Source organism: Flavobacterium indicum GPTSA100-9 = DSM 17447, assembly GCF_000455605.1.
Lineage (GTDB): Bacteria > Bacteroidota > Bacteroidia > Flavobacteriales > Flavobacteriaceae > Flavobacterium > Flavobacterium indicum.
Genome location: NC_017025.1, coordinates 660,564 through 673,107, shown reverse-complemented (window position 1 = coordinate 673,107; position 12,544 = coordinate 660,564). Strand labels below are relative to the sequence as shown.

Annotated in this window: 27 protein-coding genes; all 27 read right to left on the bottom strand. The window is 34.0% G+C overall.

The annotated features are described in order from the left end of the window. Positions 1-4: 4 nt before the first annotated feature. The 27 genes from rpsD to rpsJ all read right to left on the bottom strand — a co-directional run bounded on the left by rpsD (position 5) and on the right by rpsJ (position 12,540). On the bottom strand, positions 5-610 hold the full coding sequence (gene rpsD / locus KQS_RS02910) for a 30S ribosomal protein S4 (RefSeq protein WP_014387720.1): 606 nt from the start codon (positions 608-610) through the stop codon (positions 5-7). An 87-nt stretch (positions 611-697) separates the two neighbouring features. Further along, complete coding sequence (rpsK, locus tag KQS_RS02905) at positions 698-1,081, bottom strand: 30S ribosomal protein S11 (protein ID WP_014387719.1); 384 nt, start codon at positions 1,079-1,081, stop codon at positions 698-700. Positions 1,082-1,093: 12 nt separating this feature from the next. Beyond that, entirely contained in the window at positions 1,094-1,468 is a 375-nt protein-coding gene (gene rpsM / locus KQS_RS02900) for a 30S ribosomal protein S13 (RefSeq protein ID WP_014387718.1), read from the bottom strand. Between the two features lie 2 nt (positions 1,469-1,470). Next, positions 1,471-1,587 (bottom strand): type B 50S ribosomal protein L36, encoded by a 117-nt coding sequence (gene ykgO / locus KQS_RS14160; RefSeq protein ID WP_002987490.1) that lies wholly within the window; start codon positions 1,585-1,587, stop codon positions 1,471-1,473. A gap of 11 nt (positions 1,588-1,598) precedes the next feature. Next, complete coding sequence (infA, locus tag KQS_RS02895; protein WP_014387717.1) at positions 1,599-1,814, bottom strand: translation initiation factor IF-1; 216 nt, start codon at positions 1,812-1,814, stop codon at positions 1,599-1,601. A gap of 4 nt (positions 1,815-1,818) precedes the next feature. Further along, entirely contained in the window at positions 1,819-3,165 is a 1,347-nt protein-coding gene (gene secY, locus KQS_RS02890; protein ID WP_014387716.1) for a preprotein translocase subunit SecY, read from the bottom strand. 13 nt (positions 3,166-3,178) lie between these two features. Then, positions 3,179-3,631, bottom strand: a complete 453-nt coding sequence (rplO, locus tag KQS_RS02885) for a 50S ribosomal protein L15 (protein WP_014387715.1) — start codon at positions 3,629-3,631, stop codon at positions 3,179-3,181. 11 nt (positions 3,632-3,642) lie between these two features. Further along, the gene (gene rpmD / locus KQS_RS02880; protein WP_014387714.1) at positions 3,643-3,825 is read right to left on the bottom strand and encodes a 50S ribosomal protein L30; all 183 of its coding nucleotides are present in this window, start codon (positions 3,823-3,825) and stop codon (positions 3,643-3,645) included. A 14-nt stretch (positions 3,826-3,839) separates the two neighbouring features. Continuing rightward, the gene (gene rpsE, locus KQS_RS02875; RefSeq protein ID WP_014387713.1) at positions 3,840-4,364 is read right to left on the bottom strand and encodes a 30S ribosomal protein S5; all 525 of its coding nucleotides are present in this window, start codon (positions 4,362-4,364) and stop codon (positions 3,840-3,842) included. Between the two features lie 7 nt (positions 4,365-4,371). Continuing rightward, on the bottom strand, positions 4,372-4,722 hold the full coding sequence (gene rplR, locus KQS_RS02870) for a 50S ribosomal protein L18 (protein ID WP_014387712.1): 351 nt from the start codon (positions 4,720-4,722) through the stop codon (positions 4,372-4,374). A gap of 11 nt (positions 4,723-4,733) precedes the next feature. Next, complete coding sequence (gene rplF, locus KQS_RS02865; protein ID WP_014387711.1) at positions 4,734-5,276, bottom strand: 50S ribosomal protein L6; 543 nt, start codon at positions 5,274-5,276, stop codon at positions 4,734-4,736. A gap of 16 nt (positions 5,277-5,292) precedes the next feature. Beyond that, complete coding sequence (gene rpsH / locus KQS_RS02860) at positions 5,293-5,691, bottom strand: 30S ribosomal protein S8 (RefSeq protein WP_014387710.1); 399 nt, start codon at positions 5,689-5,691, stop codon at positions 5,293-5,295. Positions 5,692-5,768: 77 nt separating this feature from the next. Then, a complete protein-coding gene (gene rpsN / locus KQS_RS02855; protein ID WP_014387709.1) occupies positions 5,769-6,038 on the bottom strand; it encodes a 30S ribosomal protein S14 in 270 nt (89 codons plus the stop codon). Between the two features lie 3 nt (positions 6,039-6,041). Beyond that, positions 6,042-6,593, bottom strand: coding sequence for a 50S ribosomal protein L5 (gene rplE / locus KQS_RS02850; protein WP_014387708.1), 552 nt, complete (start codon positions 6,591-6,593; stop codon positions 6,042-6,044). A 2-nt stretch (positions 6,594-6,595) separates the two neighbouring features. Further along, positions 6,596-6,910: a 50S ribosomal protein L24 gene (gene rplX / locus KQS_RS02845; protein WP_041251969.1), complete on the bottom strand. Its 315-nt coding sequence runs from the start codon at positions 6,908-6,910 to the stop codon at positions 6,596-6,598. Positions 6,911-6,922: 12 nt separating this feature from the next. Beyond that, complete coding sequence (rplN, locus tag KQS_RS02840) at positions 6,923-7,291, bottom strand: 50S ribosomal protein L14 (RefSeq protein WP_007803649.1); 369 nt, start codon at positions 7,289-7,291, stop codon at positions 6,923-6,925. A gap of 2 nt (positions 7,292-7,293) precedes the next feature. Continuing rightward, the gene (gene rpsQ / locus KQS_RS02835) at positions 7,294-7,551 is read right to left on the bottom strand and encodes a 30S ribosomal protein S17 (RefSeq protein WP_014387706.1); all 258 of its coding nucleotides are present in this window, start codon (positions 7,549-7,551) and stop codon (positions 7,294-7,296) included. A gap of 24 nt (positions 7,552-7,575) precedes the next feature. Continuing rightward, positions 7,576-7,758: a 50S ribosomal protein L29 gene (gene rpmC, locus KQS_RS02830; RefSeq protein WP_014387705.1), complete on the bottom strand. Its 183-nt coding sequence runs from the start codon at positions 7,756-7,758 to the stop codon at positions 7,576-7,578. A gap of 12 nt (positions 7,759-7,770) precedes the next feature. Beyond that, positions 7,771-8,190, bottom strand: coding sequence for a 50S ribosomal protein L16 (gene rplP / locus KQS_RS02825; protein WP_014387704.1), 420 nt, complete (start codon positions 8,188-8,190; stop codon positions 7,771-7,773). A 20-nt stretch (positions 8,191-8,210) separates the two neighbouring features. Continuing rightward, positions 8,211-8,942, bottom strand: a complete 732-nt coding sequence (gene rpsC, locus KQS_RS02820; protein WP_014387703.1) for a 30S ribosomal protein S3 — start codon at positions 8,940-8,942, stop codon at positions 8,211-8,213. An 11-nt stretch (positions 8,943-8,953) separates the two neighbouring features. Continuing rightward, entirely contained in the window at positions 8,954-9,361 is a 408-nt protein-coding gene (gene rplV / locus KQS_RS02815) for a 50S ribosomal protein L22 (RefSeq protein ID WP_014387702.1), read from the bottom strand. Positions 9,362-9,370: 9 nt separating this feature from the next. Continuing rightward, positions 9,371-9,649: a 30S ribosomal protein S19 gene (gene rpsS, locus KQS_RS02810; RefSeq protein WP_014387701.1), complete on the bottom strand. Its 279-nt coding sequence runs from the start codon at positions 9,647-9,649 to the stop codon at positions 9,371-9,373. Between the two features lie 12 nt (positions 9,650-9,661). Beyond that, positions 9,662-10,486, bottom strand: coding sequence for a 50S ribosomal protein L2 (gene rplB / locus KQS_RS02805; protein ID WP_014387700.1), 825 nt, complete (start codon positions 10,484-10,486; stop codon positions 9,662-9,664). Positions 10,487-10,492: 6 nt separating this feature from the next. Beyond that, positions 10,493-10,783 (bottom strand): 50S ribosomal protein L23, encoded by a 291-nt coding sequence (rplW, locus tag KQS_RS02800; RefSeq protein ID WP_014387699.1) that lies wholly within the window; start codon positions 10,781-10,783, stop codon positions 10,493-10,495. 8 nt (positions 10,784-10,791) lie between these two features. Beyond that, entirely contained in the window at positions 10,792-11,421 is a 630-nt protein-coding gene (gene rplD / locus KQS_RS02795; RefSeq protein ID WP_014387698.1) for a 50S ribosomal protein L4, read from the bottom strand. Then, positions 11,421-12,038, bottom strand: a complete 618-nt coding sequence (gene rplC, locus KQS_RS02790) for a 50S ribosomal protein L3 (protein ID WP_014387697.1) — start codon at positions 12,036-12,038, stop codon at positions 11,421-11,423. The genes rplD and rplC overlap by 1 nt, the downstream gene beginning before the upstream one ends. A gap of 196 nt (positions 12,039-12,234) precedes the next feature. Continuing rightward, positions 12,235-12,540: a 30S ribosomal protein S10 gene (gene rpsJ, locus KQS_RS02785; protein WP_014387696.1), complete on the bottom strand. Its 306-nt coding sequence runs from the start codon at positions 12,538-12,540 to the stop codon at positions 12,235-12,237. Positions 12,541-12,544: the final 4 nt, after the last annotated feature.

Here is a 12,544-nt window from a genome sequence, read left to right as displayed (position 1 = left end):
TCTATTATTTGTTATACAACTCAACGATTAGTTGCTCTTTAATATTTTCTGGAATTTGAAGTCTTTGAGGTACAGCAACAAAAGTACCTTCTTTAGTATCATTATTCCAAGTAATCCACTCATATACAGTAGATGAATTAGCTAAAGAACGCTCAATTGCCTCAAGAGATTTTGATTTTTCACGAACTGCAACTTTATCACCTGGTTTTAATTGGTAAGAAGGAATATTTACAACTTCACCATTAACAGTAATGTGTCTGTGAGAAACCAACTGACGAGCACCTCTACGAGATGGAGCTATACCCATTCTGTAAACAACGTTATCTAAACGTGATTCACATAATTGTAAAAGGATTTCACCTGTTACACCAGATGCAGCAGAAGCTTTTTCAAATAAGTTTCTGAATTGACGCTCTAAAATACCATAAGTATATTTAGCTTTTTGCTTTTCCATTAACTGAACAGCATATTCAGATTTTTTACCTCTTCTTTTTGCTAAACCATGTTGACCTGGAGGGTAATTTCTTTTTTCGAATGATCTATCTTCACCGAAAATAGCTTCGCCGAATTTACGAGCGATTTTTGTTTTTGGACCAGTATATCTTGCCATTTCTAAAATTTAAAATAAGGTAGGGATTATGAATTAAGGTCTTTCCTTCGATAATCTAATTCCTACCTTTGTTATACTTAATAATTATTAAACTCTTCTTCTCTTTGGAGGACGACATCCGTTGTGAGGCATTGGAGTTACATCAATGATTTCAGTAACTTCAATTCCACCATTATGAATTGATCTGATTGCAGATTCTCTTCCGTTTCCAGGACCTTTAACGTAAACTTTTACTTTTTTAAGCCCAGCTTCAAGAGCTACTTTTGCACAATCTTCAGCTGCCATTTGAGCTGCATACGGAGTATTCTTTTTTGAACCTCTGAAGCCCATTTTACCTGCAGAAGACCAAGAAATTACTTCACCTTTCTTGTTTGTTAAAGAAATGATGATGTTATTAAAAGTAGCGTTAATATGCGCTTCTCCAGAAGACTCAACGATAACTTTACGTTTTTTTGTAGTTGCCTTAGCCATATTACTTACTTATTATTTAGTTGCTTTTTTCTTGTTAGCAACAGTTTTTCTTTTACCTTTTCTTGTTCTCGAGTTATTCTTAGTTCTTTGTCCTCTTAAAGGCAATCCAGCTCTATGACGGATTCCTCTTTGACAACCGATATCCATTAAACGTTTGATGTTTAATTGAATTTCAGAACGTAATTCACCTTCGATTTTGAATGAACCAACAGCTTCACGGATTGCTCCAATTTCGTCGTCATTCCAATCAGATACTTTTTTATCTTGGCTTACTTGAGCTTTTTCTAAAATCTCAGTAGCTCTGCTTTTTCCAATACCAAAAATGTATGTTAAAGCAATAATTCCTCTTTTGTTCTTAGGTATATCTACCCCTGCAATTCTTGCCATAATTATCCTTGTCTTTGTTTAAATCTAGGATTCTTTTTATTAATAACGTATAATCTACCTTTTCTACGCACGATAATACATTCTGCGCTTCTTTTTTTAACTGATGCTCTTACTTTCATTTTAATAGCCTTTAGTATCTATAAGTAATTCTAGCTTTGGATAAGTCATAAGGGCTCATTTCAAGTTTAACCTTGTCTCCGGGTAACAATTTAATGTAATGCATTCGCATTTTACCAGAGATATGAGCAATTACAACGTGTCCGTTTTCTAACTCTACACGGAACATAGCATTTGACAATGCTTCTACAATTGTTCCGTCTTGTTCTATTGCTGATTGTTTTGCCATATTATTAAGCTACAGCTTTTCTATTTTTACCACTTTTCATTAAACCATCATAATGTCTATTTAACAAATATGAATTAATTTGTTGAATAGTATCGATTGCAACTCCAACCATAATGATTAACGAAGTACCTCCATAAAAATAAGCCCATGCCCCTTGAACATTTAATAAACCGTGAATAATAGCAGGGAACACTGCAATTAAAGCAAGGAATAAAGATCCTGGGAATGTGATTAAAGACATTAACTTATCAAGAAAATCTCCAGTTTCAGCACCAGGTTTAACACCAGGAATGAAACCACCACTTCTTTTTAAGTCATCTGCCATTTTATTTGTTGGCACCGTAATGGCGGTGTAAAAATACGTAAAAATTATAATTAATAAAGCAAAAACTATATTATAAACTAATCCGAATGGATCTTTAAACATATTTGAGATGCTTAAAGCCGCGTCAGACTTTGATAATCCAGCGATTGCAGCAGGTATAAACATAATTGCTTGAGCAAAAATGATTGGCATTACACCAGCAGAATTTAATTTTAAAGGGATAAATTGTCTGTTATCTCCTAAAGAATCAACTTCAAAATCACCAGAAACAGATCTTCTAGCATATTGAACCTGTACTTTTCTTAATGCCATTACTAATAAAATACAAGCTATTATTACTAATAACCATATAATAATTTCAATAACAATCTTCATTAAACCACCATTATTTTGAGATACTGAAGATGCAATTTCTTGCATAAATGCTTCAGGCATTCTTGCTAATATCCCCACCATGATTAATAATGAAATTCCATTTCCAATTCCTTTTTCTGTAATTCTTTCACCAAGCCACATTGCAAAAATTGTACCTGTAACTATGATTAATACAGAACTGAATAAAGGGAAGAAACTAAAGAAATCGCTATTGAATGCATCTCCTGGTAAAGTATTTTTTAAGTTATAAATATAACCAGGACCTTGTACTAGGGTAATACCTATTGTTAACCAACGAGTAATTTGATTCAATTTCTTTCTACCACTTTCACCATCTTTTTGTAGTTTTTGTAAATAAGGTATAGCAATACCCATTAATTGTACTACAATAGATGCAGAAATGTATGGCATGATACCCAACGCAAAAATAGACGCTTCAGAAAAAGCACCTCCTGTAAATACGTTGATTAACCAACCAATACCACCTTCTGTTTGGTTAGTAAGATTTTGTAGTTTAGTTGCATCGATACCTGGTAAAGTTACTTGTGAACCAAAACGGTACACAAGTAAAATTACTAGAGTCACTAAAATTTTATTTTTTAGTTCTTCGATTTTCCAAACATTGACTAATGAATCTATAAATTTCTTCATCTTGTTTTAAGAATTATAAAGTTACTGCTTCACCTCCAGCAGCTTCGATAGCGGCTTTTGCTGATGCTGTAAATTTGTGAGCACTTACTTTTAGTTTAGCTTTTAGCTCACCTCTTCCTAAAATCTTAACCAAGCTATTTTTAGTAGCTAAACGATAATCAACTAATACTGCAAAATCTACAGTATCTGTTACAATACCATTATCAACTAAATTTTGTAAAGTATCTAAGTTTACACCTTGATATTCTACTCTATTGATATTTTTGAAACCAAATTTTGGAACTCTTCTTTGTAACGGCATTTGACCTCCTTCAAAACCAATTTTCTTTGAGTAACCAGAACGAGATTTAGCTCCTTTGTGACCTCTTGTAGAAGTACCACCTTTTCCAGAACCTTGTCCTCTACCTACTCTTTTGTTTTGGTTATGAGTTGACCCTTCAGCCGGTTGTAAGTTACTTAAATTCATAACTATTCGTGTTATTTAGTTTCTTCAACAGAAACTAAGTGTTTAACTTTATTTACCATTCCAAGGATAGCAGGATTTGCATCATGCTCAACAACTTGCCCCATTCTTCTTAAACCTAAAGCAACTAATGTTTTCTTTTGGTCTGCAGGACAGTTGATTTTACTTCTTACTTGTTTTACTAAAATTTTTGCCATGATTCCTTGTATTATTAACCTTTGAATACTTTGTCTAATGATACACCTCTTTGCTTAGCAACAGTTGCAGCACTTCTCATTTGTAATAAAGCATCAAAAGTTGCTTTCACTACATTGTGAGGATTAGATGAACCTTGAGATTTAGATAATACATCATGAACACCAACTGATTCTAATACCGCACGTACAGCACCACCAGCAATTACTCCAGTACCGTGAGATGCAGGCATTAAAAATACTCTAGCCCCACCAAATTTACCTTTTTGCTCATGAGGAACTGAATGTCCACTTAATGGAATTCTAACTAAATTTTTCTTAGCATCTTCTACTGCTTTAGCAATAGCTTCAGATACATCTTTAGATTTTCCTAAACCATGACCAACTACTCCATGCTCATCACCTACTACAACGATAGCAGAGAATCCAAATGCTCTACCTCCTTTAGTAACTTTAGTAACACGATTAACACTTACCAAACGATCTTTTAATTCAAGACCAGCTGGTTTTACTAGTTCTACGTTTTTATAATTGTGATACATATCCTAATTAGAATTTAAGTCCAGCTTCTCTAGCTCCTTCAGCTAATGATTTAACACGTCCGTGGTATAAATTTCCACCTCTATCAAAAGAGATAGTTGTGATACCAGCTTGTAGAGCTTTTTCAGCTATCAATTTACCAACTGCATTAGCAGTTTCAGTTTTAGTACCTTTAGCAACACCTTTATCTCTTGATGAAGCTGCAACTAAAGTAACACCGTTTACATCATCTATGATTTGCGCATAGATTTCTTTATTACTTCTAAAAACAGAAAGTCTAGGTTGAGCAGCAGTTCCGCTTACAATCTTTCTGATTCTGAACTGTATTCTTTGTCTTCTTTCAGATTTTGTTAATGACATAACTTTAATTTTTAAGCTGATTTACCTGCTTTTCTTCTTAATTCTTCACCAACAAACTTAACTCCTTTTCCTTTGTAAGGTTCAGGTTTACGGAAAGATCTGATTTTAGCAGATACTTGACCTAATAATTGTTTGTCGAATGAAGTTAACTTCACTATCGGATTTTTACCTTTTTCTGAAATTGTTTCCACTTTAACTTCAGGAACGATTTCTAATACGATGTTATGAGAGTAACCTAAAGCTAAGTCTAATTTTTGACCAGCATTAGAAGCTCTATAACCAACTCCTACTAATTCTAATTCCTTTGTGAAACCTTCAGAAACACCAACAATCATATTGTTGATTAATGCACGGTACAATCCGTGTTTCGCTCTTTCAGTTTTATAATCAGATGAACGTTCAACGATAACTTGATTATCTTCAATTTTAACTGTTACATCAGAAAATTCCTGAGAAAGCTCGCCTAATTTTCCTTTTACTGTAACTACAGCATCTTTCACTTCTACAGTTACTCCTGCTGGAATTGCAATTGGATTTTTACCTATTCTTGACATTCGCTTGCTCTTTTTATTAGTATACGTAACAAATTACTTCACCACCAACATTTAATTGTTTAGCTTGTTTACCTGTCATTACTCCTTTTGAAGTAGAAACAATAGCAATACCTAAACCATTTAAGATTCTTGGGATGTTTGTTGAACTTGCATATTTACGTAAACCTGGTTTACTAATTCTTTGGATATCTTTGATTACTGACTCTTTAGTGTCTTTGTCATACTTAAGAGCGATTTTGATTGTACCTTGAACAGTACTATCTTCAAACTTGTAACTTAAGATATATCCTTGATCGAATAAAATCTTAGTGATTTCTTTTTTAAGATTAGAAGCTGGAATTTCAACCACTTTATGGTTTGCTCTCACAGCATTTCTGATTCTTGTTAAAAAATCTGCAATAGGATCTGTATACATAATGTATGAAATTGTGATTATGGTTTTCGATAGGCACTCGCCTATCGAACCTTTAATCGTTAATATTTAATTTTATCTTACCAGCTTGCTTTTTTCACACCAGGTATTAAACCTTGGTTAGCCATTTCACGGAAAGTAACACGTGAAATACCAAACTGACGCATATAACCTCTAGGTCTTCCTGTTAATTTACAACGATTGTGTACTCTAACTGGACAAGAATTTTTAGGTAATTTTTGTAAACCTTCGAAATCACCAGCTTCTTTCAAAGCTTTTCTTTTCTCAGCATACTTTTCAACTAATGCAATTCTTTTCACCTCACGGGCTTTCATTGATTCTTTAGCCATAACTTAATTCTTTTTAAAAGGTAATCCTAATTCTGCTAATAATGATTTTGCCTCTTTGTCTGTGTTTGCAGAAGTTACAAAAGTAATATCAAAACCAGCAATTTTATTAACTTTATCAATATCAATTTCAGGGAAAATGATTTGCTCTAAAACTCCTAAGTTATAATTACCTCTTCCGTCAAAACCAGTAGACTTGATACCACCGAAATCTCTAACACGTGGTAAAGCTGAAGTGATAAGTCTATCTAAAAACTCATACATTCTTTCACCTCTAAGAGTAACTTTAGCACCAATTGGCATTCCTTTTCTTAATTTAAAAGACGCAACGTCTTTCTTAGAAATAGTAGGAACTGCTTTTTGACCTGTAATTTTAGTTAACTCTTCAACAGCGTAATCAACTAATTTTTTATCAGAAACAGCAGCACCAACACCACGGCTAATAACAATCTTTTCTAATTTTGGAACTTGCATTACATTTTTGTAACCAAATTCTTCTTTCAAAGCAGAGATTACTCTACTTTTATATTCTTCCTTTAGTCTAGGTACGTATGCCATAACTATAATACTTGATTAGATTTTTTTGAAAATCTTACTTTCTTATCTCCTTCAGTTCTAAATCCAACTTTAGTAGTTGCTTTAGTTTTAGCATCAACTAACTGAACATTAGAAATATGAATAGGAGCTTCTTTTTTCACAATACCACCTTGAGGATTTTGTGCACTTGGTTTCGTATGTTTTGAAATCATGTTCACACCTTCAACAACGGCTTTATTTTTATCACGAAGAACGCGTAATACTTTACCTTCTTGTCCTTTGTGGTCACCAGCAATAACTCTTACTAGATCACCTGATTTAATTTTTAACTTCATCACGTCTATTTAGAATTAAAGCACTTCAGGTGCTAATGATACAATTTTCATGAATTGTTTTTCACGAAGTTCTCTTGCAACTGGACCAAAAACACGAGTACCTCTCATTTCACCAGCAGCATTTAATAACACACATGCGTTGTCATCAAATCTGATGTATGAACCATCGGCTCTTCTCACTTCTTTTTTGGTACGTACAACAACTGCAGTTGATACCGCTCCTTTTTTCACGTTTCCGTTTGGAGTAGCATCTTTAATTGAAACTACAATTTTATCACCAACAGAGGCATAACGACGTTTCGTTCCTCCTAAAACACGGATCGTAAGTACTTCTTTCGCTCCAGTGTTATCTGCTACTTTTAATCTTGATTCTTGTTGTACCATAATTACTTCGCTCTTTCAATGATTTCAACTAATCTCCAACATTTAGTTTTAGATAAAGGTCTAGTTTCCATGATCTTTACTGTATCACCAATGTTACAATCATTTTTTTCGTCGTGTGCAACGTATTTTTTAGTTTTTAACACGAACTTACCATATAAAGGGTGTTTTACTCTCTTAGTTTCAGAAACAACAATAGACTTGTCCATTTTGTTGCTAGTAACTACACCAACTCTTTCTTTTCTTAAATTTCTATTTTCCATCTTTCAGTAGAATACAATTGATAACTATCGTTTGCTTAATTCTGTAGCAACTCTAGCTACTTCTCTTCTTAATGATCTTAATTGAAGCGGATTTGCGATTGGAGAAATGGTATGAGCCATTGTTAACTCCGAATAACTCTTCTTTAATTCACCAAGCTTGTTTTGTAACTCAGCTACTGATAGATTTGATAAATCTGATTTTTTCATAATGTTTCTTTATTATGCTTCGAAATCTCTAGCAACTACAAACTTAGTTTTAACAGGAAGCTTTTGAGCAGCTAAACGTAATGCTTCTTTAGCGATTGCTAATGGCACACCACCAACTTCAAACATGATTCTTCCTGGTTTTACAACTGCAGCCCAATATTCAACTGCACCTTTACCTTTACCCATACGTACCTCTAAAGGCTTTTTAGTAATTGGCTTGTCTGGGAAAATCTTAATCCATAATTGACCTTCTCTCTTCATGTAACGAGTTGCAGCGATACGAGCAGCCTCGATTTGACGTGAAGTAATGAAAGCAGAATCTAAAGATTTTATTCCAAACATACCATTAGAAAGTACGTGACCTCTTTGAGAGATCCCTTTCATTTTACCCTTCTGTACCTTACGGTATTTTGTTCTTTTAGGTTGTAACATTTCTCTTTAATTTAAAATAATTACTTTCTTTTGCGTTGGTTTGGTTTACCATTCCCTTTTGGAGAAGAAGATCCTGTAGATTTAGGTCCTTTTTTGTCCATACCTACTAACGGAGAAAGATCTCTTTTTCCGTAAACTTCACCTTTCATTATCCATACTTTAATACCCATTCTACCATAAGTAGTATGTGCTTCAGCTAATGAATAATCAATATCAGCTCTGAAAGTTGATAATGGAATTCTACCTTCTTTGAAGTGCTCTGAACGTGCCATTTCAGCACCATTTAAACGACCAGAAATCATAACTTTGATTCCTTCTGCATTCATTCTCATTGCAGCAGCCATAGCCATTTTAATAGCTCTTCTGTAAGAAATACGACTTTCGATTTGACGAGCGATAGAATTACCTACTAAATAAGCATCTAACTCAGGTCTTTTGATTTCGAAAATGTTGATTTGAATTTCCTTATCAGTGATTTTCTTAAGTTCTTCTTTTAACTTGTCTACCTCTTGACCACCTTTTCCGATAATGATACCAGGTCTAGCAGTAGTGATAGTAACGGTTACAAGTTTTAAAGTTCTCTCGATAATTATTTTTGATACACTAGCTTTTGCTAAACGAGCGTGGATGTACTTTCTGATTTTAGCGTCTTCAGCGATTTTATCACCGTAGTCGTTACCACCATACCAGTTAGAATCCCATCCTCTGATGATACCAAGTCTGTTACCTATTGGATTTGTCTTTTGTCCCATACTGTTTATAATTAGCTTTGTGTGTTATTATTTGCTCCTAAAACTACAGTTACGTGGTTTGAGCGTTTTCTAATTCTGTGTGCACGACCTTGAGGAGCTGGACGTAATCTTTTTAACATCATACCTCCGTCTACTCTGATCTCTTTTACAATTAAGCCTGCCTCTTCTAAATTAGCATCAGCATTTTTAGCTTGCCAGTTAGCGATAGCTGATAACACTAATTTCTCTAATTTTCTAGAAGCTTCTTTTTGACTGAATCTTAATATATTAAGAGCATTTTCTACTTTCTGACCTCTTACTAAGTCTGCAACTAAGCGCATTTTTCTTGGTGAAGAAGGGCAGTTATTTAACTTAGCAAAAGCGATTTGCTTATTAGCTTCTTTTCTTTGCTCTGCTGCTTCTCTTTTACGAACTCCCATGACTTCTTATTATTTTTTACCTTTATTTTTTGCACCAGCGTGACCTCTAAAAGATCTAGTTGGCGAAAATTCTCCTAACTTATGACCTACCATGTTTTCAGTAATGTATACTGGAACAAACTGGCGACCATTGTGAACAGCGATTGTTTGACCTACAAAATCTGGAATAATCATTGATGCTCTTGACCAAGTCTTAACCACATTTTTGTTTCCACCTGCGATATTTTCCTGTACCTTTTTCTCTAATTTATAGTGAACGAAAGGACCTTTCTTTAATGAACGTGCCATGTTTTACTTAAATTATTTCTTTCTACGTTCTACAATATACTTGTTGCTCGGATTAGCTTTTGCACGAGTTCTATAACCCTTAGCTGGTAAACCTTTTCTTGAACGTGGGTGACCTCCTGAAGAACGTCCTTCACCACCTCCCATTGGGTGATCAACTGGGTTCATCGCTACTGGTCTTGTTCTCGGTCTTCTACCTAACCATCTAGATCTACCTGCTTTACCTGAAACTACTAATTGGTGGTCTGAGTTAGACACAGCTCCGATTGTAGCCATACAAGTTAATAAAATCAATCTAGTTTCTCCTGAAGGCATTTTGATAGTAGCATATTTACCATCTCTTGCCATTAACTGAGCAAATGTACCTGCTGAACGAGCAATAATAGCACCTTGTCCAGGTCTTAACTCAATACATGAAATAACTGTTCCTAGAGGAATTTTGCTTAAAGGCATTGCATTTCCAATTTCTGGAGCTGCATTTTCACCTGAAACCACAGTTTGTCCTACTTTTAAACCGTTTTGCGCAATGATGTATGTCTTAGCACCATCTGCATAAGCTAATAATGAAATAAAAGCTGAACGATTTGGATCGTATTCAATCGTTTTAACAACAGCTGGAACTCCAACTTTGTTTCTTTTAAAATCAATAATACGATATTTTTGTTTGTGACCACCACCTGTATAACGCATGGTCATCTTTCCTTGACTATTTCTACCTCCAGAAGATTTTTTCGGAGCAATTAATGAACGCTCCGGCTTATCAGTTGTAATAGTGTCAAAGCTATTTACAACTCTAAAACGCTGCCCTGGGGTAATAGGTTTTAATTTTCTAACTGACATTTTCTATTAGATATTAGTATAAAAATCTATTGTTTCACCTTCTTTAACTTCAACAATTGCTTTTTTGTAAGCATTTGTTTTTCCACTGATTAAACCACTTTTAGTATATTTAACAGTTCTATCTGCTCTGTAGTTCATAGTATTTACAGCAACAACAGTTACACCATAAGAAGCTTCAATTGCTTTCTTAATTTCAACTTTGTTTGCCTTTTTAGCCACTACAAAACCGAAACGGTTAAAAATTTCACCATCTTTAGTGATTTTCTCAGTTATGATAGGTTTGATAATAACGCTCATAATCTAAATTATTTACTTAAATTAGCTTCAATTCCTTCTACTGCACCTTCTAATAACACTAAGCTATTATTATTCAAAATAGTATAAGTACTTAATTCTGAATTAGTTACAACAGATGATGATTTTAAATTACGTGACGACAAATATACATTATTATTTGCAGCACCCAACACGAATAAAGATTTTTTGTTGTCTAAACCTAAAGCTTTCAATACGTTAATGAAATTTTTAGTGTTTGGAGCATCAAAAGTAAAATCTTCTACTACTACTAGATTATTCTCTTTCGCTTTTAGTGATAAAGCAGATTTACGAGCTAATCTTTTTAAATTCTTATTTAATTTGAATGAATAATTTCTTGGTCTTGGACCAAAAATTCTTCCCCCACCTACAAATACAGGTGATTTAACACTTCCTGCACGAGCCGTTCCAGTACCTTTTTGTTTTTTAATTTTTCTAGTACTTCCTGCTACTTCATTTCTCTCTTTAGCTTTGTGCGTTCCTTGTCTTTGGTTAGCCAAGTATTGCTTAACATCTAAATAGATTGCATGGTTGTTAGGCTCAATAGCGAAAACAGAGTCAGAAAGTTGAACTTTACGACCTGTATCTTTTCCGTTGATATCTAAAACTTTTACTTCCATTACTTCTGAATGATTACATAAGAGTTTTTGTGACCTGGAACACATCCTTTAACAACTAAAAGATTTTTATCAGCAACCACTTTTAAAACTCTAAGGTTTTGAACTGTTACATTTTCTCCTCCTGTTCTACCGGCCATTCTCATACCTTTGAACACTCTTGATGGATAAGATGACGCACCTACAGATCCTGGCGCTCTTAAACGGTTATGTTGTCCGTGAGTTGCTTGTCCAACTCCTCCGAACCCATGACGTTTAACAACCCCTTGGAATCCTTTACCTTTAGATACACCTAACACATCCACAAATTCTCCTTCAGCGAATAAATCAACATTGATTACATCACCTAATTTGTACTCTGTTTCAAATCCTTGGAATTCAACAACTTTCTTCTTAGCAACCGTTCCTGCTTTAGCAAAGTGACCTGCTTCAGCTTTAACTGTGTGCTTTTCAGTTTTGTCATCGAAACCAAGTTGCAGAGCTTCATACCCGTCAACCTCATTGGTTCTGACTTGGGTAACAACGCATGGTCCAGCCTCAATAACAGTACATGGAATATTCTTTCCATTTTCGTCAAAGATACTAGTCATACCGATTTTTCTTCCGATTAACCCAGACATAAAAACTTATTAATTAATTAAACATTGATACTCAATGGCATAAGTAGCCATTTTTTCGAGCGTGCAAATATAGAAATTAAAAAGTTATTAACAAAACAAATTTGCTAACTTTTTTAAAAACAATTATTTATTCGCAAATGACAATAAAAAAACCGAGCATTTGCGCTCGGTTTTAATTTTATATAAAGCTAGAAACTTAAACTTTGATTTCTACTTCAACCCCACTAGGTAATTCTAATTTCATTAAAGCATCGATAGTTTTAGAAGAAGAAGAATAGATATCTAATAATCTCTTGTAAGAACTTAATTCGAATTGCTCTCTTGATTTTTTGTTTACGTGTGGAGAACGTAATACTGTGAAAATTCTTTTGTGCGTAGGTAACGGAATAGGACCAGTTACAACTGCACCTGTACTTTTTACAGTTTTAACGATTTTCTCAGCTGATTTATCAACTAAGTTATGATCGTATGACTTTAATTTTATTCTAATTTTTTGACTCATCTTG

Bases quoted from the DNA above. Each gene is read 5' to 3' on its own strand.
- rpsJ (WP_014387696.1), bottom strand. From the start codon at position 12,540: ATGAGTCAAAAAATTAGAATAAAATTAAAGTCATACGATCATAACTTA.
- ykgO (WP_002987490.1), bottom strand. From the start codon at position 1,587: ATGAAAGTAAGAGCATCAGTTAAAAAAAGAAGCGCAGAATGTATTATC.
- rpsH (WP_014387710.1), bottom strand. From the start codon at position 5,691: ATGTATACAGATCCTATTGCAGATTTTTTAACAAGAATCAGAAATGCT.
- infA (WP_014387717.1), bottom strand. From the start codon at position 1,814: ATGGCAAAACAATCAGCAATAGAACAAGACGGAACAATTGTAGAAGCA.
- rplE (WP_014387708.1), bottom strand. From the start codon at position 6,593: ATGGCATACGTACCTAGACTAAAGGAAGAATATAAAAGTAGAGTAATC.
- rplR (WP_014387712.1), bottom strand. From the start codon at position 4,722: ATGTCATTAACAAAATCTGAAAGAAGACAAAGAATACAGTTCAGAATC.
- rplD (WP_014387698.1), bottom strand. From the start codon at position 11,421: ATGGAAGTAAAAGTTTTAGATATCAACGGAAAAGATACAGGTCGTAAA.
- rplP (WP_014387704.1), bottom strand. From the start codon at position 8,190: ATGTTACAACCTAAAAGAACAAAATACCGTAAGGTACAGAAGGGTAAA.
- rpsK (WP_014387719.1), bottom strand. From the start codon at position 1,081: ATGGCTAAGGCAACTACAAAAAAACGTAAAGTTATCGTTGAGTCTTCT.
- rplB (WP_014387700.1), bottom strand. From the start codon at position 10,486: ATGTCAGTTAGAAAATTAAAACCTATTACCCCAGGGCAGCGTTTTAGA.
- rpmC (WP_014387705.1), bottom strand. From the start codon at position 7,758: ATGAAAAAATCAGATTTATCAAATCTATCAGTAGCTGAGTTACAAAAC.
- secY (WP_014387716.1), bottom strand. From the start codon at position 3,165: ATGAAGAAATTTATAGATTCATTAGTCAATGTTTGGAAAATCGAAGAA.
- rplV (WP_014387702.1), bottom strand. From the start codon at position 9,361: ATGGGAGTTCGTAAAAGAGAAGCAGCAGAGCAAAGAAAAGAAGCTAAT.
- rplO (WP_014387715.1), bottom strand. From the start codon at position 3,631: ATGAATTTAAGTAACTTACAACCGGCTGAAGGGTCAACTCATAACCAA.
- rpsC (WP_014387703.1), bottom strand. From the start codon at position 8,942: ATGGGACAAAAGACAAATCCAATAGGTAACAGACTTGGTATCATCAGA.
- rplC (WP_014387697.1), bottom strand. From the start codon at position 12,038: ATGTCTGGGTTAATCGGAAGAAAAATCGGTATGACTAGTATCTTTGAC.
- rpsD (WP_014387720.1), bottom strand. From the start codon at position 610: ATGGCAAGATATACTGGTCCAAAAACAAAAATCGCTCGTAAATTCGGC.
- rplN (WP_007803649.1), bottom strand. From the start codon at position 7,291: ATGGTACAACAAGAATCAAGATTAAAAGTAGCAGATAACACTGGAGCG.
- rpmD (WP_014387714.1), bottom strand. From the start codon at position 3,825: ATGGCAAAAATTTTAGTAAAACAAGTAAGAAGTAAAATCAACTGTCCT.
- rplW (WP_014387699.1), bottom strand. From the start codon at position 10,783: ATGAGCGTTATTATCAAACCTATCATAACTGAGAAAATCACTAAAGAT.
- rpsS (WP_014387701.1), bottom strand. From the start codon at position 9,649: ATGGCACGTTCATTAAAGAAAGGTCCTTTCGTTCACTATAAATTAGAG.
- rplF (WP_014387711.1), bottom strand. From the start codon at position 5,276: ATGTCAAGAATAGGTAAAAATCCAATTGCAATTCCAGCAGGAGTAACT.
- rpsE (WP_014387713.1), bottom strand. From the start codon at position 4,364: ATGTATCACAATTATAAAAACGTAGAACTAGTAAAACCAGCTGGTCTT.
- rpsM (WP_014387718.1), bottom strand. From the start codon at position 1,468: ATGGCAAGAATTGCAGGGGTAGATATACCTAAGAACAAAAGAGGAATT.
- rpsN (WP_014387709.1), bottom strand. From the start codon at position 6,038: ATGGCTAAAGAATCAATGAAAGCCCGTGAGGTGAAAAGAATTGCATTA.
- rpsQ (WP_014387706.1), bottom strand. From the start codon at position 7,551: ATGGAAAATAGAAATTTAAGAAAAGAAAGAGTTGGTGTAGTTACTAGC.